The organism is Streptomyces sp. NPDC054863, assembly GCF_053610825.1.
This window is the reverse complement of record NZ_JBSGZD010000083.1, coordinates 1-18248: the sequence shown is the minus strand read 5'-3', so window position 1 is coordinate 18248 and position 18248 is coordinate 1. Positions and strand designations below refer to the sequence as shown.

At 72.3% G+C, this 18248-nt stretch carries 16 protein-coding genes; 7 read left to right on the top strand and 9 right to left on the bottom strand.

Annotated elements, in window-relative coordinates:
* Window positions 1-71 precede the first annotated feature (71 nt).
* From ACWGIG_RS17300 to ACWGIG_RS17285, 4 genes are all read left to right on the top strand, one after another.
* Window positions 72-2513: a protein kinase domain-containing protein gene (locus ACWGIG_RS17300; protein ID WP_453322451.1), complete on the top strand. Its 2442-nt coding sequence runs from the start codon at window positions 72-74 to the stop codon at window positions 2511-2513.
* Between the two features lie 255 nt (window positions 2514-2768).
* Window positions 2769-3008, top strand: coding sequence for a hypothetical protein (locus ACWGIG_RS17295; protein WP_453322450.1), 240 nt, complete (start codon window positions 2769-2771; stop codon window positions 3006-3008).
* An 81-nt stretch (window positions 3009-3089) separates the two neighbouring features.
* Window positions 3090-4250, top strand: a complete 1161-nt coding sequence (locus ACWGIG_RS17290) for a hypothetical protein (protein WP_453322449.1) — start codon at window positions 3090-3092, stop codon at window positions 4248-4250.
* A 32-nt stretch (window positions 4251-4282) separates the two neighbouring features.
* The gene (locus ACWGIG_RS17285) at window positions 4283-4735 is read left to right on the top strand and encodes a hypothetical protein (RefSeq protein ID WP_453322448.1); all 453 of its coding nucleotides are present in this window, start codon (window positions 4283-4285) and stop codon (window positions 4733-4735) included.
* A gap of 96 nt (window positions 4736-4831) precedes the next feature.
* Here the strand turns inward: ACWGIG_RS17285 and ACWGIG_RS17280 are convergent, their stop codons facing one another.
* The 3 genes from ACWGIG_RS17280 to ACWGIG_RS17270 form a co-directional block, all read right to left on the bottom strand.
* Window positions 4832-5953, bottom strand: coding sequence for a terpene synthase family protein (locus ACWGIG_RS17280; RefSeq protein ID WP_453322447.1), 1122 nt, complete (start codon window positions 5951-5953; stop codon window positions 4832-4834).
* Entirely contained in the window at window positions 5950-6858 is a 909-nt protein-coding gene (locus ACWGIG_RS17275) for an SAM-dependent methyltransferase (protein WP_453322446.1), read from the bottom strand. The genes ACWGIG_RS17280 and ACWGIG_RS17275 overlap by 4 nt, the downstream gene beginning before the upstream one ends.
* A gap of 591 nt (window positions 6859-7449) precedes the next feature.
* Window positions 7450-8937 carry a hypothetical protein gene (locus ACWGIG_RS17270; protein WP_453322445.1) on the bottom strand — a complete coding sequence of 496 codons (1488 nt, stop codon included), beginning with the start codon at window positions 8935-8937 and terminating at the stop codon, window positions 7450-7452.
* A gap of 258 nt (window positions 8938-9195) precedes the next feature.
* On the opposite strand from ACWGIG_RS17270, the gene ACWGIG_RS17265 reads away from it, so the two are divergent.
* A complete protein-coding gene (locus tag ACWGIG_RS17265; RefSeq protein ID WP_453322461.1) occupies window positions 9196-11037 on the top strand; it encodes an endonuclease/exonuclease/phosphatase family protein in 1842 nt (613 codons plus the stop codon).
* Between the two features lie 14 nt (window positions 11038-11051).
* On the opposite strand, the gene ACWGIG_RS17260 is transcribed toward ACWGIG_RS17265, so the two are convergent.
* Entirely contained in the window at window positions 11052-11759 is a 708-nt protein-coding gene (locus ACWGIG_RS17260; protein ID WP_453322444.1) for an antibiotic biosynthesis monooxygenase, read from the bottom strand.
* Between the two features lie 88 nt (window positions 11760-11847).
* Window positions 11848-12537 (bottom strand): DUF4232 domain-containing protein, encoded by a 690-nt coding sequence (locus tag ACWGIG_RS17255; protein ID WP_453322443.1) that lies wholly within the window; start codon window positions 12535-12537, stop codon window positions 11848-11850.
* Between the two features lie 93 nt (window positions 12538-12630).
* Here ACWGIG_RS17255 and dapA point away from each other — a divergent pair, with 93 nt between their 5' ends.
* Window positions 12631-13533, top strand: a complete 903-nt coding sequence (gene dapA / locus ACWGIG_RS17250) for a 4-hydroxy-tetrahydrodipicolinate synthase (protein ID WP_453322442.1) — start codon at window positions 12631-12633, stop codon at window positions 13531-13533.
* Here dapA and ACWGIG_RS17245 read toward each other — a convergent pair.
* From ACWGIG_RS17245 to ACWGIG_RS17230, 4 genes are all read right to left on the bottom strand, one after another.
* Window positions 13524-13766 carry a hypothetical protein gene (locus ACWGIG_RS17245; RefSeq protein ID WP_453322441.1) on the bottom strand — a complete coding sequence of 81 codons (243 nt, stop codon included), beginning with the start codon at window positions 13764-13766 and terminating at the stop codon, window positions 13524-13526. The genes dapA and ACWGIG_RS17245 overlap by 10 nt on opposite strands.
* A gap of 302 nt (window positions 13767-14068) precedes the next feature.
* On the bottom strand, window positions 14069-15058 hold the full coding sequence (gene dapD, locus ACWGIG_RS17240) for a 2,3,4,5-tetrahydropyridine-2,6-dicarboxylate N-succinyltransferase (protein WP_453322440.1): 990 nt from the start codon (window positions 15056-15058) through the stop codon (window positions 14069-14071).
* A gap of 65 nt (window positions 15059-15123) precedes the next feature.
* Window positions 15124-15444 (bottom strand): DMT family transporter, encoded by a 321-nt coding sequence (locus tag ACWGIG_RS17235; RefSeq protein ID WP_453322439.1) that lies wholly within the window; start codon window positions 15442-15444, stop codon window positions 15124-15126.
* A gap of 75 nt (window positions 15445-15519) precedes the next feature.
* A complete protein-coding gene (locus ACWGIG_RS17230; RefSeq protein WP_453322438.1) occupies window positions 15520-16839 on the bottom strand; it encodes a hypothetical protein in 1320 nt (439 codons plus the stop codon).
* Between the two features lie 248 nt (window positions 16840-17087).
* Between ACWGIG_RS17230 and ACWGIG_RS17225 the strand changes: the two genes are divergently transcribed.
* Window positions 17088-18209: a hypothetical protein gene (locus ACWGIG_RS17225; RefSeq protein ID WP_453322437.1), complete on the top strand. Its 1122-nt coding sequence runs from the start codon at window positions 17088-17090 to the stop codon at window positions 18207-18209.
* Window positions 18210-18248 lie beyond the last annotated feature (39 nt).

The window sequence follows — 18248 nt, the reverse complement described above, 5'->3', positions numbered from 1 at the left end:
CCCACCGGATGCACCGGGCCCCACGGATTCACCGGGCCCACCGGGCCCACCGGGCCCACCGGATGCACCGGATGCACCGGATGCACCGGGCCGGGCGCGTGAACGCCCCGCTCCTCCCCGAGGACCCCGACCGCCTCGGCTCCGTCCGGCTCCTCGGCCGGCTCGGCGCGGGCGGCATGGGCCAGGTGTACGTGGGGCGCACCGCCGGGGGCCGGCTCGTCGCGGTGAAGACGGTGCACGCGCACCTGGCGGCCGAGCCGCACTACCGGGAGCGGTTCCGGCGCGAGGCGGCGGCGGCCCGTGCGGTCACCGGGGCGTACACGGCGGCCGTCCTGGACGCCGACCCGGACGCGGCGGTGCCGTGGCTGGCGACCGCGTTCCTGCCGGGCGTGACGCTGCGCCGTACGGTCGCGGAGTGCGGTCCGCTGCCCGTGGCGGCGGTACGTGCCCTGGGCGCGGCCCTGGCGGAAGCTCTGGCAGGCATCCACGCGGCGGGCATCGTGCACCGCGACCTCAAGCCGTCGAACGTACTGGTCACGGCGGACGGCCCCCGTGTCATCGACTTCGGCATCGCCCGGCTGACGGAGTCGACGCACTCCGCCGCCGCTCTCTCGGCACTGACGGCGGCGGACGACATCATCGGCACGCCGGGCTTCATCGCGCCGGAACAGATCGAGGAGGGCGCGGAGATCACGTCCGCGGCGGACGTGTTCGCGCTGGGCGCGGTGCTGGCGTTCGCGTCGACCGGCGAGAACCCGTTCGGCCGGGGCAGTGTGCCGGTGATGCTGTACCGCGCGGTGCACGAAGGGCCGGACCTCGATGAAGTCCCGTGGGAGGTACGGGACTTGGTTGCCCGCTGCCTGGCCAAGTCCCCGCCGGAACGCCCGGAGGTACGCGAAGTCCTGGGCGCGCTGCGGGAGTCGGGGACGCCGCTGTGGTGGCGGGAGGGGGCGGTCGGGGAACTGGTCCTGCGGTCGGACCAGGCCCCGCCCGTACCGGAAGGAGCTTCGGCGACGACCCCCGGCCCCGACACTGCTCGCACCGAATCCACAGCCCCCGCCCCCGTCCGGAAGCCCTGGCCCTCCTCTCCCCCGCCCCTGAACGACTCCGCCGAGCGCGCCGCCCGGCAGCAGCGGCGCACACCCTCACCCGTCGACCGGAAACCCGCCCTGCCCGCCGCCTCCCGCTCCACTCGCCCCACCCGCCGTCAGGACCTCGCACGGCGCAGCCTGCTGACCGTCGCGGGCGGCGGCGTCCTCGGCCTGCTGATCTGGGCCGGAGCCCGCGCTCCGGCCCGGAAGCCCGACGAACCCCCCGCACTCGACTGGGAGTTGACGAAGGGGACGGCCGCAGCGGGTGCCGTCCGCTGGTCCCGCACCGCCGGAACCGGCACGGTCGACGCCATCCTGCCGACCGCCGGACACGGCGGAATGCTCCTCGCCCACGGGTCGGACGGCTTCGGCACGACCGGCGGCGCCGTCCACGCACTCGACACCGCGGACGGGTCGAGGCGGTGGTCCTTCGTGGCCGGCAAGGGCGTCCCGCAGCGGTGGGGCATCGTCGACGACACCCTGGTCGCCCCCGACGCCGGAGTGCCGGGAGTCCGCCTGGCCGACGGGAAAGCCGTGGACGGGGACGTCGAGGGCCTCGTACCGATCGCCCCCGAGTGGTTCCTCGGCGTCACTGCGGCCGGTGCCGGCTCCGGTCCCGGGCCGCACCTGGTGTCGTACAGCAGTAGCGACAGCAAGCTCGGCGGCCCTTCCTGGCAGCGCAAGGAGACCGCCCGGTGGCAGCTCCCCGTCCTCGCGGGCCGCTCGTTGCTGCTGGTCGCCCCCGATCCGGCGCTGAACCCGGTGACCTGCGTCGACGTGGCCGACGGCGCCACCCGCTGGCGGTACGGACAGTTGGCGGAACCCGTCGTCGCCACCGGCACCGACGGCCGCCGCTTCCACCTCCTCACCACGTCCGGCGTGCTGCTCGTCCTCGACGTCCGTACGGGGAAGCGGCTCGCGGCGCCCTCACTCGGGCTGAAGCCCGGAGCCGGGGCGAGCGCCCTGTCGTACGCGGCCGGAACCGGACTGGCGCACGCCGCCGGCAGGTTGACCGGCTTCGACCCGGCCGACGGGCAGGTCCGCTGGCAGGTCGCCACCACGGCCCTGGAGGGCAGCTGGCGGCCTCTGCCCGGCGGCACGGGACACGCGCCGCCGGTCGACGGGAACGTCACGTTCCACCGGCCGGACCGGACCACCGTGCAGGCACTCGGCCTCGCCGACGGAAAGCAGCGCTGGCGCAGGACCGTCGAGGGCGGCGGGGCCGGTCAGCGCCCGCCGGTCGTCGCGGGCGGCACGCTGTACGCGGCGGCGGGCAGCACCTGCACGGCACTCGGCCTCGCCGGCGGCAGCCACATCCGCACCTGGGGCACGACCGGCACGATCACCGACCTGACGGCGGACACGACGGGCTGGTACGCACGGCTGGACAGGCGGACGGTGCAGGCCGTGAACCGGGCGTGAACCGGCTCGCGCCTCACCCCCTGCACAGGAAAGGCGTCGGGGACGGTGCTGGACCTCAACGGGGCTTCGCGCCTGCGTACTTGAGGTCACACGGCACAGAAGAAGGTCAACTCGGTCAGATCACCTGGATTCCCAAGATTTCATGTGGAATGCCTTGACCCCTGGTGACGACAGCAATAGAACTTGCCCTACCGGCCGCGGTTCGGGGGAACCCCGCCGGAAAGGACGCACAGCGACTGCGAGGGGGCGAGCCATGTGGATGCCAGGCAGGCCCGCGACCTCCATGAGAGCCGGCTGCTCCAGCTGGCCAATGTGACCGGAGTCGGCACCGGCAGGGACGAGTACTCGGGCGAGGACGTCATCATCGTCTTCGTGACCCGCACCGTGCCCCGCGACCGACTCCGCTCCGAAGACGTGGTGCCCGGGGAACTCGAAGGCGTGCCGGTTCGCGTACTGGCGATCGGCGACGTCGAGTCCCAGGACGGCGACCTCTGACGAAGGCCGCCGAGCCTCCGACACCCGGCACCCGCGTACCTCCGTGCACCCCTACACGTACCGGGGAAGAGGTGGTCTGGCGTGAGCCAGCCCGAGATGATGCGAGGACCCACCGGCGGTCAGGTCAGTGACAGCTCCCGCCAGCAGGCGATGTCCGACTTCCTGCACCCTCAGGGCCCCCTCACGAACGTGGTCGGCTTCGGCCACGGCGTGAAGTGGGTCGACGGACAGCCGACCGGCGAACCCGCGCTGCTCGTCTTCGTGAACCAGAAGGTTCCCGAGTCGATGCTGCCCGAGCGGGATGTCGTACCGCGGCAGATGCACGACGGCACCCCGACCGACGTGGTCGCGGTCGGCCAGGTGTCGGCGCAGCGGCAGATGCGTCCGCAGCGGCGCGGGTCGCTCGGTCAGGACCAGGACCAGTACCGCTCCGACGGCAGCGTGAGCGAGCAGTCGGGGACGCTGTCGCAGCCGCTGCTGGAAGAGCTGAGCGGGCTCGGCGCGTTCGAGCCGCAGCTGCTCAAGCGCCGGATGCGCCCCTGCCCGTCCGGCTTCTCCGTCGGCAACGTACGGGTGACGGCAGGCACGCTCGGCAGCGTGGTGTACGACTTCCTGCCCGGCGCGACCACCGACCCGCCCGCAGCGGGCCTCGGTACGCCGGCGAAGTTCTACATCCTGAGCAACAACCACGTGCTGGCCGACTCCAACAGGGCCCCGGCGGGCAGCAACATCCTCCAGCCGGGCGTCTTCGACGGCGGCCAGGACCCGGCGGACAAGATCGCCACGCTGGACCGGTTCATCCCCATCCAGTTCGCCCCGCAGATCCCGCTGGAGCGGCACAACAACATCGTCGACGCCGCGCTGGGCGCCGTCGACTTCCAGGACGCGACGCGCGAGCAGTACTTCAGCGGCGCACCGCGGGCATGGCGGCGGCGGACCAACATCGCTGTCGGCGACCGGGTGAAGAAGAGCGGCCGGACCACCAACATCAGCTTCGGCCGGGTCATCGCCACCAACGCGACCATCGACGTGAACTACGGCACTGCGGGCACCGCCCGCTTCAAGGACCAGATCCTCACGACGAACATCTCGGCGGGCGGCGACTCCGGTTCCCTGGTCACCTCGCTGGACAACGTCGCGGTCGGCCTGCTCTTCGCCGGCTCCCAGGTCGTCACCGTGGTCAACCACATCGAGCACGTCCGCGCGCTGCTGCGCGTCGAGATCGCCGAGCTGCTGGCCTGACGGCTCCGGCTCCGGCGGAAGGAAGGTCCACCATGACCACCCAGTCACGCAAGTCGTCCCAGGAGAAGCCGCGCCGTACGGAACACCGCCACCTCAACCCGCAGGGTGCTGAGGTCAAGACCCGCGAGGAGGCGTTCGCCGCACTCCAGGACGTGTCCGCGGAGGCCGTAGCGGTGACCGCGAAGCTCCAGCTCAACAACGGGGCGACCACGTTCGAGATGGAGATCCGCTTCAACCCGAACACCTCGCCCTTCACGATCACGGGCGGGCGCATCACGGCCGGCATCTGCGGCGCCCCGTGGGACATCACGGGCGGCTCGATAGGCAACCAGCTGAGGCTGGACGCGAAGCGGGCGGGCCAGGGGTCGTGTGCGAACACGATCACGATCGTCGGCCAGTTCCAGAACCCGCCGTCCTACCGGGGTACGTACGGATTCGACGGCGCGTCGTCGACGTTCAACCACACGACGCTGTACAAGGGGTGACCGCGTCGCAGCGCTGAACACGCGGGCGGGCCCGGGGCGAGCGCCGCCCCGGGCCCGTCCGTCCGCACGCACAGCCGCACCTTCGGCCGCCCGCGCTCAGCCGTCCAACTGCGCCCACCACCAGTCCAGTGCAGGCACCGCCGGGATCCGCACGCCGTCCCCGGCGGCGGCCGGGCGGTCGGTGACGGTGATGTCGTACGACGCGCCGTCGACCGGCAGCGGGTGCCGGTTGCGGGGGCTGGCATAGCGGGGGGCCGCGCTCATCCAGCGGATGCAGCCGGACACGTAGTGGCCCAACGCATCGATGTGGCGCCGGAGTTCGGGGTCGCCGCTGCGGGCGGCGAGCCTCTCGCCCAGCGTCACGAAGTACGTCATCGCCCGGTCCCGCAGCGCGACCGCGGCAGGCAGCGCGTCCGCGGCCGAGCAGCCCTCCTGGTGGGCGAGCACGTTGACCAGGTTCTGGGCGGGCGGGTCCAGGTGATCGTCCATGGCGTACGAGAAGAGGTCGTTGTCGCTGCTCACGATGAACCCGGCGGCCTCGGTCAGCGCCTGCACCGCGGGCGAGCAGTGGAGGTCGGGCGGCAGCCGTATCCCGTTGGCCACCTCGCTGAAGGCGAGGGAGAAGCGGGTGCCGTTCACCGAGACCCGTACGGCCACGAAGTCGTTGAGCGTCGGCATCCGGCCGCGCTCGGTGTTCGCGGTCTGCCAGGCCACCCCGGACAGCCAGTCGCGGGTCCCGGCGCACAGCCGCCACAGCTGGGCGGGGGTGAACCGGGCGCGGGTGCGGGCCACCAGGTCGTCCAGCGCGGCGGAGAGCGCTCCCGGTGGCAGCATCGCGGAGCCGGGTGCCTCCAGCGTGCGGAGCACCCGCTGGCCGTGGTCGACGACGACCGCGGTGCGTCCGGCCGCGGTGCCCGAGTCCTGCCAGTCGTCCACGGCCCAGGCCCAGTAGTTCCACTCCATGAAGAGCAGAAGCGTTTCCTCGTCGCCGTACGGAATGATCCGTCCGACGAAGTCGGGGTTGTGGATGGCCCGCGCCCAGGCCCGTTCGGTGGCGTCGGGATAGAGCCCGTACCGGTCGGCCCAGGCCAGGGCGCGTACGCCGAGTGCCTCGGCCGCGGGGTGCACCCCGGCGTCCCCGACCGGACAGTAGAAGTCCGGCAGTCGGCTCCCCAGCGCGGAGCACGGGGCGCGGAAGTCGCTCGCCGTCCGGCTCATCCGCGCTTCCCCTCGCCCAGCCGGAAGATCAACAGCCGTGTCTCCAGGGCGTGGTCGCGCCACACCCGGAAGAACTTGCCGTGCGTGAGCGCGGACTCGACCAGCCGCCTGCGGCCGATCGGCGAGCTGCCCCCCTGGTCCAGGCCGTCGAGTTCCGCGGTCGTCCAGGCCATCGACTGCACCCAGAACTCCGCGACCCGGTCGGTGATGTCCTCGTCGGCCTCCAGCTCGAAGCCCGCCGCGCGGGCCGCCGCGATGTACTCGGTCAGGCAGCCGAGCCGGGTCTTGTAGTAGCCGTCGATGAAGTCGGTCCATTCGGGCCGGCACAGGAAGTGCTCCTGGATGCCGAACCAGCCACCGGGCCGTAATGCCCGGGCCACCACGGAGAACATCCGCTCCCGGTCCATGTATCCGGAGCTCTCGATCGCGACGGCCGCGTCGTAGAGCCCTTCTTCCTCCCAGGCGTGCACGTCGCCCTGGACCGCGGTCACCTGCTTCTGTGCGCCCGCTTGGCGCACGAAGTCGTTTATCACCGGTATGTGTTCACCGGTCACCGTCAGAGCGGTGACCCGCGCTCCGTGCTCCTGCGCCCAGTACAGCGAGCCGCCGCCGAGGCCGCAGCCGACGTCGAGCATCGTCAGGGGCGGCGCTCCCAGCACGCCCCACGACTTCGCCGCGTGCGCCAGGACGGCCTCCTGCGAGTCCCGGATGCGCTGCTTGAGGACGCGCTGGCTGACCGTCGTCTGGGGGTGTTCCCCGCTGCCGAACATGCCTATGTGGAAGTGCGTACGGGGGCCTGGCCCGTATTTGTGCAGAATGTCGGCCGTCTTGCGCGAGTAGTAGAGCGGTACCTGTTCCTCGTCGAAGCCTGAGGGAGCCGCGATTTCCGTGGTGGTGGGCGTCATAAGGGGTCCCTCTCAAGGTCCGTGGAACAACACAGGTACGCGGGGTCGCGCGGGCCCGCGCGTACGAGGAGAAGAGCAGGGTGCCAAGGAGCACGGGGAGAGCGTTTCCCGCCGGAGCCCCCGGCCGTCGGACGGCCGGGCCGTGGAAGGAAACCGTCATCGGGCCCGCGGCGGGCCGTGGGCCGGAGCCGTTGTCGTCATCGGACACTGCCTCTCGGCCGGCGCACAGCCCTCGGAGGTACGCCACACCCTGCGGCACCCATCCGATACCCATCCGGAGGGGGCGCGAACCGGCCAACGTGCGCCCCCTGCGCGCGGGTTGCTCCGACCTGCCGAAATCCCGGACCCTGCCATATGCCACCAGCATGTTCCCTGTTCCCCGGACAGACAGAACCGGGCCCCACCCCCGTGGGGGTGGAGCCCGGTGTCCGGAAATGGCGGTGCTTACAGCGGCCCGCGCGCCCACTTCATACGCCGCACCCGCCCGACCAGCCGCGTGCGCCGCACCCGTCCCGCCTGCCGCGCCCGGCGCGCTCGTCCCAACGGCTGTGCTCGCCGTGCCCGGCGCACTCGTAGCTTCGCGCGTCGTACTCAGGCCCCCGACCGCGACCGCGCCTTGAACGCGGCCTTCTTGGCCTCCTTCGCCACCTTCTTCTCGGGGTGCAGCCGCCCCATCGCCTCCAGCACCGCCGCCGTGGCCGGGTGTTCGACCCGCCACGCCGAGTCGAGGAAGCCGGTGTGCTGCCCGACCAGGCCCACCACCAGTTCCTCCAGCTCCGGCGTCTCCCCCGCCGCGTCCAACTGGGCCGCGATCGTGTCGACGGCCAGCCAGAAGACCATCTCCTCCGGCGGCGCCGGCACCTGGGCCGCGCCCCGCTCGGCGAGCCACACCCTCGCCAGCCCGCCCAGCTCGGGGTCGTCCAGCACCGCCCGTACGGACGGCTCCGCCGTGTCCCCCACCAGGGAGAGACCCTGCTGGCAGCGCAGCCTGCGCAGCGGTGCACCCGGGTCGGTGCCCCGGGCGGCAGCGAGCAACTCCCTTGCCGCGTCGGCCGGTTCGCGGCGCGAGAGCCACTGCTCGGTCTCCGCGCGGCCCGCCAGTTCGGGGAAGTACGCGATGCCGTCGAGGAGGACGTCCGCCCCCTTGTCCGCGAGGTCGCCGACCGCCGGCGCGTCGACACCGGCCTCCAGCATCCGGGCCCGTACGCCGTACAGCCCGAGCGGGGTCAGCCGCACCATCCCGTACCGGGAGACGTCCTCCTCGTCCAGCTCCTCCGGGCCCGCGCCGTCCGCCGGCTCCTCCGCCATCAGCGCCTCGTCCACCGGCGTGTACTCCACGAGACCGATCGGCTCCAGCACCCTGAACTGGTCGTCGAGGCGCATCATCGCGTCCGACACCTGCTCCAGCACGTCGTCCGTCGGCTCGCCCATGTCGTCGGGGACGATCATCGAAGCGGCCAGCGCGGGCAGCGGCACCATGCCGTCGCCGGGGCCGCCGTCGGCGACGCTCAGCAGGTACAGGTTGCCGAGTACGCCCTCCAGGAACTCCGCCTCCTGCTGCGGGTCCCAGTCCAGCGCCCCGAAGTCGATCTCGCCGTCCTCGCCGAGGAGCGCGCCGAGGTCGTCGAGCACGGGCGCGGTGGCGTCCGCGAAGGCCGTCTCGAAGGCCTCCAGCCACAGCCCGAGCACGTCCTGCGGACTGCCGCCCGCGAGGACGGCGAGCGCCTCGCCCGGCGCGGCCGTGCCGTGGGCGTCCTGTGCCTCGGGGTCCTCGGGGTCCGTCACGTCGACCAGCCCGGTGTCGACCGCAGTGCGCCACGCCTCGCTCGCGTACGCCGCCGCGTCGTCCGCGTCCGCCGCGTCCTGCACCCCGTCCGTCGGACCGAGGCCCAGCTCGGCCGCGGCGAGCGGCAGTTGCTCCTCCACGAGCTCGCCGCCCGCGCCGACCCGGGTGACGGGCGAGGCCCAGCGGGCGAGCTTGACGGCCCGGGCGAACAGCGGTGCGGCCAGCGCGTCCCGCGCCAGCTCCGCGTCCGAGTGCAGCCGCACCGGCGGCAGGGTGGGACGGTCTTCGGACATCTGGGGGTTCTCCTCGGGGCACATGCCAGGGGGCAGATCGATTGAGCGGCCCCCAGCGTAGACGTATTTGCACCGATCCCATGGGGTTCATGTACCCGTCAGGTTTCGTGCACCGGCCGCTCATCCGCCGAACCTTGACAACACCCGTGCCCAAGCAAGAGATTGACGCGCGTAGAACTGTTTCGCTACACGGCTGTGAAGCCGTCCAGCAGCCCTCACTCCCGGAGTCCTCTGATGACGTCCCGCCGCTCTGTGCCGATGACCGGCCTGCCGAGAACCACCGCGGTCGCCACCCTCCTCACCACCGCACTCGCCGCCGGCCTGCTGGCCGGTGCCGCGTCGGCCACCGCCGCCGACACCGCCGCGGACGGTCCGGTCCGCATCCACGACATCCAGGGCACCACCCGCGTCTCCCCGCTCGCGGGCAAGCAGGTCACGGACGTCGAGGGCGTCGTCACCGGTGTCCGTACGTACGGCTCGAAGGGCTTCTGGATCCAGGACGCGAAGGGTGACGGCAACCCCGCCACCAGCGAGGGCGTCTTCGTCTTCACCGGTACGAACCCGACCGTGGCGGCCGGCGACGCCGTCCGGGTCTCCGGCACGGTCACCGAGTACGTCCCCGGCGGCCTGAAGTCCGGCAACCAGTCCCTCACCCAGCTCTCCAAGCCGACGGTGACGGTCCTCTCCTCCGGCAACGCGATACCCGCCCCGGTCGTCGTCTCCGCCCGTACGGTGCCCTCCCGTTACGCCCCCGAGGGCGACCCGGCCGCCGACGGCAGCATCAACGCGCTCCCCCTCGAACCCCGCCGCTACGCCCTCGACTACTACGAGTCCCTGGAAGGCACCAACGTCCGCGTCGGCACCTCCCGGGTGGTCGGCGCGACCGACGCGCACGCCGAGCTGTGGGTGACGGTCAAGCCGCACGAGAACGACAACCGGCGCGGCGGCACGGTCTACGGCTCGTACACCTCCCAGAACACCGGCCGCATCCAGATCCAGCAGCTGGCCCCGCTCGCCCAGCAGCCGTTCCCGAAGGCGAACGTCGGTGACGTGCTGAACGGCGGCGCCGAGGGACCGCTCGACTTCAACCAGTACGGCGGCTACACGCTGACCGCCCGCACCCTCGGCACGGTCACCGACCGCGGTCTGAAGCGCGAGAAGACCCGCAAGCAGGGGCGCGGCGAGCTGGCCGTGGCCACGTACAACGTGGAGAACCTCGACCCGACCGACCCGCAGGAGAAGTTCGACGCCCTCGCCAAGGCCGTCGTCGACAACCTCGCCTCGCCCGACATCCTCGCCCTGGAGGAGATCCAGGACGACAACGGCGCGAAGAACGACGGCACGGTCGCCGCGGGCCAGACGGTGAAGAAGTTCACGGACGCGATCGCCGCCGCGGGCGGCCCCGCCTACTCCTGGACCTCCATCGACCCGGAGAACAACAAGGACGGCGGCGAGCCCGGCGGCAACATCCGCCAGGTCTTCCTCTACAACCCGGCCCGCGTCTCCTTCACCCACCGCGCGGGCGGCGACGCCGGCACCGCCACCGCCGTCGTGCGCGACAAGGGCCACGCCGCCCTGACGCTCTCCCCCGGCCGCATCGACCCCGCCAACACGGCCTGGGAGAACAGCCGCAAGCCCCTCGCCGCCGAGTTCCGCTTCCGTGGCGAGCCGGTCATCCTCATCGCCAACCACTTCGGCTCCAAGGGCGGCGACGAGGCCCTGACCTCGCACCACCAGCCACCGGTCCGCTCGTCGGAGACCCGCCGCCTCCAGCAGGCGCAGACGGTCAACGCCTTCGTGAAGGACGCCCTGAAGGCCGACCGCCGGGCGAAGGTCCTGGTCCTCGGAGACATCAACGACTTCGAGTTCTCGGCGACGACGAAGGCCCTGACGGCGGGCGGCGCACTGAACGCGGCCGTCAAGTCCCTGCCCCGCCCGGAGCGTTACTCGTACGTCTTCCAGGGCAACGCCCAGGTCCTGGACCAGATCCTGACCAGCCCTTCGATCCGCGACTTCGGTTACGACAGCGTGCACATCAACGCCGAGTTCGCCGACCAGAACAGCGACCACGACCCGCAGGTGCTCCGCTTCCGCCCGTAGTACGGGACCCGGCGCTACGCGCCCGCGCTCAGGCTCAGCGCGGGCGTGAAGCGCCGCACCAGGCTGCCCGCCAGGCCCGGGAAGGCGTGGACGCGCTGCCACTCGGCGGGCAGCTCGCCGCCCGGGTCCTTCGGGGCGTTCATCATGGCGAGGTGCGAGGCGGCGTCGACCCACTCGGCGTAGTTGAGGGCGCGGGCCCCGTCGGTACTCACGTGGAAGTGGGCGGAGATCCCGCCGTCGCTCTCCCCCCGCGGACCGTCGAGGGCGTCGAACACGGCGTCCACCCACTCCCTCGCCCGCGCCCGGTCCGCCCCGTCGAAGTCCACCTCGATCAGCGCGATGCACCCCGGCAGCCGGTCGTCGCCCTCGGTGACGTGGCTGCGGTACAGCTCGTACGAGTGCAGTCCGAGCCGCCGGATCCCGGGCACGGCCGCGTCGATCTCGGCGTTCCGCTCGTCCCGCCCGGAGGCGAAGAAGGCCCGGTACACGTCCTCGTCCGCCCACTGGCTGTAGTGCAGCAGCGTCCGCCCGTCCTCACCGGCGTACACGCTGTAGGACAGCGGCCCCCGCTCGGGCCAGTCCCGGGACAGCCAGGCCTTCTCGACGGCGGCGACGGCCGCCGCCTGCCCCTCCGGCGAACCGACGTCCCAGGTACTGACCTTGACGACCCCGACGCCCGAACGGGTCAGCTCCGGGCGGCTGTTGGCCACGGTCTTGTGCATGAGGTTCTCCTCGCTCCGTGCACTCCGGCTGTCCGGCGCGCTACGCAGCCATCCTGAAACGTCAACCACGCTTGAGGTCAACAGCCGCTCAGGACTCCGGCTTCTCGCCCCACATGCCCAGTTCGATCGTGTCCCCGTCGGAGACGTCCGCCCTGTCCAGCGGCACCGTCATGCTGTCGTGGCGCGGGTTCGGCTCGATCTTGAGGAACATTCCGATTCCGTTGTTCATCCGCCAGGAGAGCGAGGCGGTGGTGGACTCGCCGGGCTGGAGCGTGATGCTCTGTTTGCGGCTCGGCCTGAGCCGAACGGTCAGCGCGAACGGCTTCTTGTCCTCGTCCAGGATCTGGATCGAGGGGTGCCCGTGGGCCGTGTACGGCTTCGAGCCGCAGTTCGTGAGCGTGATCGTGGTGGCACGCGCCCCCATGGCGGCGTTGATCGGCCCGGTCTCCGCCTTGACGCCGTAGGGACAGACGGGCGGGGTGTAGGCAGCGGAGGGCGGCCCGGCCGGCGTCGCCGGCGGCCTCGGGCCGGGCACGACCTCGATGCCGGACGGCCCGGGAGCCGCCTTCGTCACCGTCGGCGTCGGCGTCGGCGTCGGCGTCGTCCGAGGCTCGCCCTCGCCCGCAGGGACCAGGAACCCGTCGCAACCGGTCAGCAGCATCACCCCGGCCACTGCACCCAGCAGCGCAGCCTTCGTACGTATCGCCTTCACGCCGCTGTACCCCTCGCCCCGGTCACCCCGCGCGGACCGTTCCCGCGCCTCCCCTGCGGGGATCATGCCAGACCACCCACCATCCTTTAACTCTGCTTACCCTTCGAGCGGAGAAGTTCTAAGTGGACCTGCACGGTGCACGCGCCCGAGACTGCGCACATGACTTCTGCCGCCGCCCCGTTCGGCCGCGCCCTCTGCGCGATGATCACTCCCTTCTCGCCCACCGGCGACGCCATCGACCTGTCCGGCGCCCAGAAGCTCGCCGACCACCTGATCTCGTCCGGCGGCTGCGAAGGGCTCGTCCTGAACGGCACCACCGGGGAGTCCCCGACCACGTCCGACGCCGAGAAGTCCGCACTCCTGCGCGCCGTGCGGGAGGCGGTCGGCCCCGGCGTCCCGGTCCTCACCGGCGTCGGCAGCGCGCACACCGCCCACACCGTACAGCTGGCCAGGGAGGCCGAACTCGCGGGCGCCGACGGCCTGTTGGTGGTGACCCCGTACTACAGCCGGCCACCCCAGGCCGCGATCGAGGCGCACTTCCGGCGGGTCGCGGACGCGGTCGGCATCCCCGTCATGCTGTACGACATCCCGGGCCGCACCGGCGTCCGCATCGAGCCGGACACCATGCTGAGACTCGCGGAGCACCCGCGCATCACCGCGGTCAAGGACTGTGCGTACGACCTGCTCGGCAGCGCCAAGGTGATCGCCCGCGGCGGCCTCGCGTACTACTCGGGCAGCGAGGAGATGAACCTGCCGCTGCGCGCGGTCGGCGGCACCGGCTTCGTCAGCACGGTCGCGAACGTCGCCCCGCGGGCACTGAGGGCCGCCCTCGACGCGTACGACCGGGGCGACGTGGCGGAGGCGACCCGCCACCACCGGCGCACCCTCCCCCTCGTCGAGCTGATGATGGCGTCCGGGCTGCCCGGCACGGTCACCGCGAAGGCGCTGCTCGGCGCGCTCGGCCTGCCCGCAGGACCGGTCAGGGAACCGCTGCAGCCCGCCGCCACGGAGGTGGCCGACGGGCTGCTGGCGGCATACGGGGAGCTGATGGGTCAGGAGTGACCTGGGGCGTCGGCGCCCTCCACGACGTACGTCCGACCGAGGACCGCCGCGTGCTCCAGCACGTCTTCGAGGGGATCGTCGATCTGCCCTGTGTTCACGAGCGCGACGCGCGGAGCGTTGTGCGAGTTCTCGTGGTACTCGTCGGCGGACGCGGCACCGGCGGCGAGTAGTACCGGGAGGACGGCGGCGAGAGCGGCGGCGGTCAAGGCCGTGCGCATGATCGGTTGATTCATGATCGGCTCAACCGTTCGTACGACTCAAAGGTCACGGAGAGCCACCGACCCCGCCCCGTCCCACACCACACAAAACCAGCATGAATCACCGCATTCATCCTGGATGTGACCATGGCCGATTCGGACGAGTTCTGGCCGACCGGACGCACCGGCCCGACCCCGACCGACTTCCGCGACACGCACGACATGTACCGCGCCGAGATGCGCCGGGTACGCAGCGGGAGCTGCTCGGCCCCATCGCCCGCTTCGGCACCCACTGACCGAACCGGCCCGAGGACCGGGCAACTCCCGCCCTGCTGCGACTAGTTGTGGCTGTGCAGCACCTCGTTGAGGCCGCCCCACACCGCGTTGTTCGGGCGGGCCTCGACGGCGCCGGACACCGAGTTGCGGCGGAAGAGGATGTTCGAGGCGCCGGACAGTTCGCGGGCCTTGACGATCTGCCCGTCGGGCATCGTGACGCGCGTACCGGCGGTGACGTAGAGACCCGCCTCGACGACGCACTCGTCGCCGAGCGGGATGCCGACACCGGCCTCGGCGCCGACCAGGCAGCGCTCGCCGATGACGATGCGGACGTTGCCGCCGCCGGACAGGGTGCCCATGGTCGAGGCGCCGCCGCCGATGTCCGAGCCGTCGCCGACGACGACACCGGCCGAGATGCGGCCCTCCACCATGGAGGTGCCGAGCGTGCCGGCGTTGAAGTTGACGAAGCCCTCGTGCATGACGGTCGTACCGGCGGCGAGGTGCGCGCCGAGGCGGACCCGGTCGGCGTCGGCGATGCGGACGCCCTTGGGGGTGACGTAGTCCGTCATGCGCGGGAACTTGTCGACCGAGGTCACCTGGAGGTGCAGGCCCTCGGCGCGCGCGTGGAGCCGCACCTCTTCGACCGAGTCCACGGCGACCGGGCCGAGCGAGGTCCAGGCGACGTTGGCGAGGAGCCCGAAGAGGCCGTCCAGGTTCTGGCCGTGCGGCTGGACGAGGCGGTGCGAGAGCAGGTGCAGACGCAGGTAGGCGTCGTGGGCGTCCAGCGGCTTGTCGTCGAGCGAGGCGATGACCGTACGTACGGCGACGACCTCGACGCCGCGGCGGGCGTCGGGGCCGATCGCCTTGGGCGCACTGGACCCGAGGAGTTCGGCGGCGCGCTCGGCGGAGAGGCGCTCGGTCCCTGCGGGGCCGGGCTCGGCGACGAGCTCGGGGGCGGGGAACCAGGTGTCGAGGACGGTGCCGTCGGCGGCGAGGGTGGCGAGTCCGGCGGCAACGGCGCCGGTGGTGCGGGAAACAGTCGTATCGGTCATGACAGGAAACCTAACCGGCGGCGGCCCGCCCGGGCGAACCGGTCTCGTCCTGCGGGCGTGGAGGATCAGTGCGCCCCGCCGAGATTGAGCAGTACCACTCCCCCGATGACCAGCACGATCCCCGCCAGCTTGACCGCGCTCGCCGACTCGCCGAGGAAGACCGTCCCGATGACGGCGACGGCGGCCGTGCCGACCCCCGCCCAGATCGCGTAGGCCGTGCCCACCGGCATCGACTTCAGCGCCCGGGCCAGCAGCCCGAAGGCGACCAGGTAACCGACGACGGTGGCGAGCGACGGCCACAGCCTGCTGAAGCCGTCGCTGTACTTCATGGCCGTGGTCCCGGCCACCTCCGCCGCGATCGCCGCGGCCGGCAGAACGTAGGGCATGCCCCGAGCGTACGCACGCCCCTGTGCGACGAGGAGCGACGGGTCCGTCACGGGCCGCCGCGGAGACCCGGGAGGCTACTCGGTCACGGTGAACGTCACCGCCCGCGCCTTCTTCCACTCCGGCTCCCGCAGGTCCTTGGCCGCCACCCCGGTCCCGTACCAGTCGGCGGACCCGCAGTCGGCGACCAACTGCACGCGTGCGCCCGGCACTTCGAGGTCGGGCACGTCGACGACGCACTCCCAGCCGCCCGGGTCGCCGGTCGGCAGGTCCATCAGCCGGGCCGCCCCGTGCCCCGCTCGTCCGTTCCAGGCGAAGAGCGCGTACGGCTCGGACTCGTCGTCGGCCGCCCAGGACCCGGCGACGATCAGATACTGGCCGGCGGAGTTCCGGCGCAGGTCGCGGATGCCGAGACCGTCCAGGTCCAGCAGCACCGGCTCCCCGAACTCGGCCCGCCCACCGGCCTCTTCACTCTCCACCATCAGGTCGTCCACGTTCAGTACGGGCACGAGCAGCGCCTCGCCGCCCCTCTTCGGGGGCACCAGCGGCGCCCGGAACCCGATGTACGCCACGCTGGTGCTGCCCGGCGCGAACTCGAAGCCCTCCGCGCAGAATCCGTCGATCCGCTTCGACACCCGCCCCTCGGCCGCCCCGGCCGCGAACCCGAACTCGCCGCCGCGCGCCTCGTCCCAGGCGATCAGGTCGGAGCGCAGACCGCGGTACGCACCCGCCGGCACCAGCTCGACGGCGGAGCCCGCGCCCCGTACCGCCGTGCGGAAGAGCAGCGACCGGTCCGGGCGGAGCTCCCCGTCCTTGCTGTTCGACATGGAGCCCAGCCAGTAGACGGCGTCGGTGTCCCCGGCCCGGGCCACGCCCTCGATGTCGATCTCTTCGCGTGCGCCGAGCCGCGCCCCGAAGTCCCAGGCGCGCAGCGGTCCGCCGGACGCTCCCCGTGCGTAGAGCCGCAGCGTGTTGGACTCGTCGTCGGCGAGTACGAGATGCCCGCCGCCCACGTCGAGGGCGGCCGAAGCGTCACTGGCCCCGGTGAAGTAGCGGGTGTCGGCGGCGTGCTGGACGGGTCCCGAGGCGGCGTAGCGAAGGACGGTCGTGGCCGTGCCCCCGCCGAGCCCTATGACGCGCAGCGTCAGGTCGCAGGTGCCGCGCCCCCGCGCCCGCACGGACACCTCCCGCTCGGCCCCGCGCCCCCGCACGGTGACGTCGCCCGCGCCCGCGATCCGGGTGTCGGACGAGGCCACCGCCACCACGGACAGGTCGGCGGGGTCCGCCCCCGCCTGGGAGACGAGGACCTGGACGGTCGGATCGGCGACGGCGCCGACGGCGCCGGAAAGATGGCTCGCGGAGAGGGAGACGACCGGGGCAGCGGACGGAGATGTCATGACAACGCCCTTCAGCGGTACGGCTGTTGGCCCACAACCTAGGACGAACCGGCCATGAACGACACGCCTCCCGCAGCGCCTGTGCCGAGGCCGCTGCGGCCCCCGGCCGCAGAGACGCAGCAGCCCCTCCCCGGAAGGGCGCCGCCCCGCCCGGCGGCCCGCACCCGTCCACCATTCCGCACCTCGCACGAACCCGGATACGGTGGGCCGCCGTCCCCCTCCCTCACCCACGACCCACGGAGCACGCAGTGACGCACTACTCGGGCGGCCCCTACGGAAGCCCTCCGCCCGGCCCGCCCGGCCCCGGCCCCGGCTGGGGCGGCGGCTGGGCGCCGCCTCCCGAGGCGCCGAAGCCGGGCGTGATACCGCTGCGCCCGCTCGGAGTCAGCGACATCCTGAACGGCACCTTCGCGGCGTTCGGCCGCCACTGGAAGCAGCTCGTCGCCGTCGCCGCGGTGGCGTACGGTGCGGCGCTCGTGGTCACGGGCGGCGCCGTGGCCCTCGCGGTCTCCCGGCTCTCCGACGAGTTCCGGGCGATCGAGAGCGCCCTGCGCGCCCACGAGGAAGGCCGTCTCCCGACCCCGCTCCTCACCATCGCCTGGACCTTCGGCGCGGTGGGACTCGTCGGCATGCTCTGCCTGCTGCTCGCCACGGCGCTGACCCAGGCGGCTTCCCCCGCCGTCCTCCAGGAGGCGGTGCTCGGCCGGCCGACCACCTTCGGTGCGGTGTGGAGCCGCGCCGTCCGCAGGCTTCCCGCGGTGCTCGGTGCGCTGCTGCTGCCCTGGCTGGGCGGGCTCCTGGTGACGGGGCTGCTGACGACCGGCTACGTGGCCCTGATGATCTCGGTGGTGGAACGCCGGGGCGGCGAACTGGCGAACGTGCTGGCCGGGGTCGGGCTCGTGGGCGGTCTGCTGCTCGTCCCGCTCGCGATCTGGCTGTGGGTGCTGTCCAGCCTGGCCCCGTCCGTCGCCGTCTTCGAGTCGGCGGGCCCCGTGCGGGCGCTGCGCCGCTCGGCCCGGCTGGTCAAGGGCGCGTGGTGGCGGATCTTCGGCATCGCCCTGCTGGTCATGATGATGGCGATGGTGGCGAGCTCGCTCATCCAGATCCCGTTCAGCTTCCTCGGGATGTTCTCGATGATCCCCAGCATCGGCTACACCGGCAGCAACGAGGCCGCAGCTCTCCAGGCCCTGACGTCCGTGGGCACGTACCTGCTGGTCACCATGTTGGGCAGCTTCATCACCCAGATCGTGGTGACCTTCTTCCCCCAGCTCGCGACGGGGCTGCTGTACGTGGACCAGCGCATCCGCCGCGAGAACCTGGCCCCGGCGCTGGCCGAGGCCGCGCACGTACCGCCGCAGCGGCAGTACTGAGCAGACGGCTGTGCCCCCGGCGCCTCGAAGGGCACCGGG

What these genes read in the sequence shown, in the direction of transcription:
- ACWGIG_RS17300 (WP_453322451.1), top strand. Translation starts at nt 72, where the DNA reads ATGCACCGGATGCACCGGGCCGGGCGCGTGAACGCCCCGCTCCTCCCC.
- ACWGIG_RS17285 (WP_453322448.1), top strand. Translation starts at nt 4,283, where the DNA reads ATGACCACCCAGTCACGCAAGTCGTCCCAGGAGAAGCCGCGCCGTACG.
- ACWGIG_RS17280 (WP_453322447.1), bottom strand. Translation starts at nt 5,953, where the DNA reads ATGAGCCGGACGGCGAGCGACTTCCGCGCCCCGTGCTCCGCGCTGGGG.
- ACWGIG_RS17275 (WP_453322446.1), bottom strand. Translation starts at nt 6,858, where the DNA reads ATGACGCCCACCACCACGGAAATCGCGGCTCCCTCAGGCTTCGACGAG.
- ACWGIG_RS17270 (WP_453322445.1), bottom strand. Translation starts at nt 8,937, where the DNA reads ATGTCCGAAGACCGTCCCACCCTGCCGCCGGTGCGGCTGCACTCGGAC.
- ACWGIG_RS17265 (WP_453322461.1), top strand. Translation starts at nt 9,196, where the DNA reads ATGACCGGCCTGCCGAGAACCACCGCGGTCGCCACCCTCCTCACCACC.
- ACWGIG_RS17260 (WP_453322444.1), bottom strand. Translation starts at nt 11,759, where the DNA reads ATGCACAAGACCGTGGCCAACAGCCGCCCGGAGCTGACCCGTTCGGGC.
- ACWGIG_RS17255 (WP_453322443.1), bottom strand. Translation starts at nt 12,537, where the DNA reads ATGATCCCCGCAGGGGAGGCGCGGGAACGGTCCGCGCGGGGTGACCGG.
- dapA (WP_453322442.1), top strand. Translation starts at nt 12,631, where the DNA reads ATGACTTCTGCCGCCGCCCCGTTCGGCCGCGCCCTCTGCGCGATGATC.
- ACWGIG_RS17245 (WP_453322441.1), bottom strand. Translation starts at nt 13,766, where the DNA reads ATGAATCAACCGATCATGCGCACGGCCTTGACCGCCGCCGCTCTCGCC.
- dapD (WP_453322440.1), bottom strand. Translation starts at nt 15,058, where the DNA reads ATGACCGATACGACTGTTTCCCGCACCACCGGCGCCGTTGCCGCCGGA.
- ACWGIG_RS17235 (WP_453322439.1), bottom strand. Translation starts at nt 15,444, where the DNA reads ATGCCCTACGTTCTGCCGGCCGCGGCGATCGCGGCGGAGGTGGCCGGG.
- ACWGIG_RS17230 (WP_453322438.1), bottom strand. Translation starts at nt 16,839, where the DNA reads ATGACATCTCCGTCCGCTGCCCCGGTCGTCTCCCTCTCCGCGAGCCAT.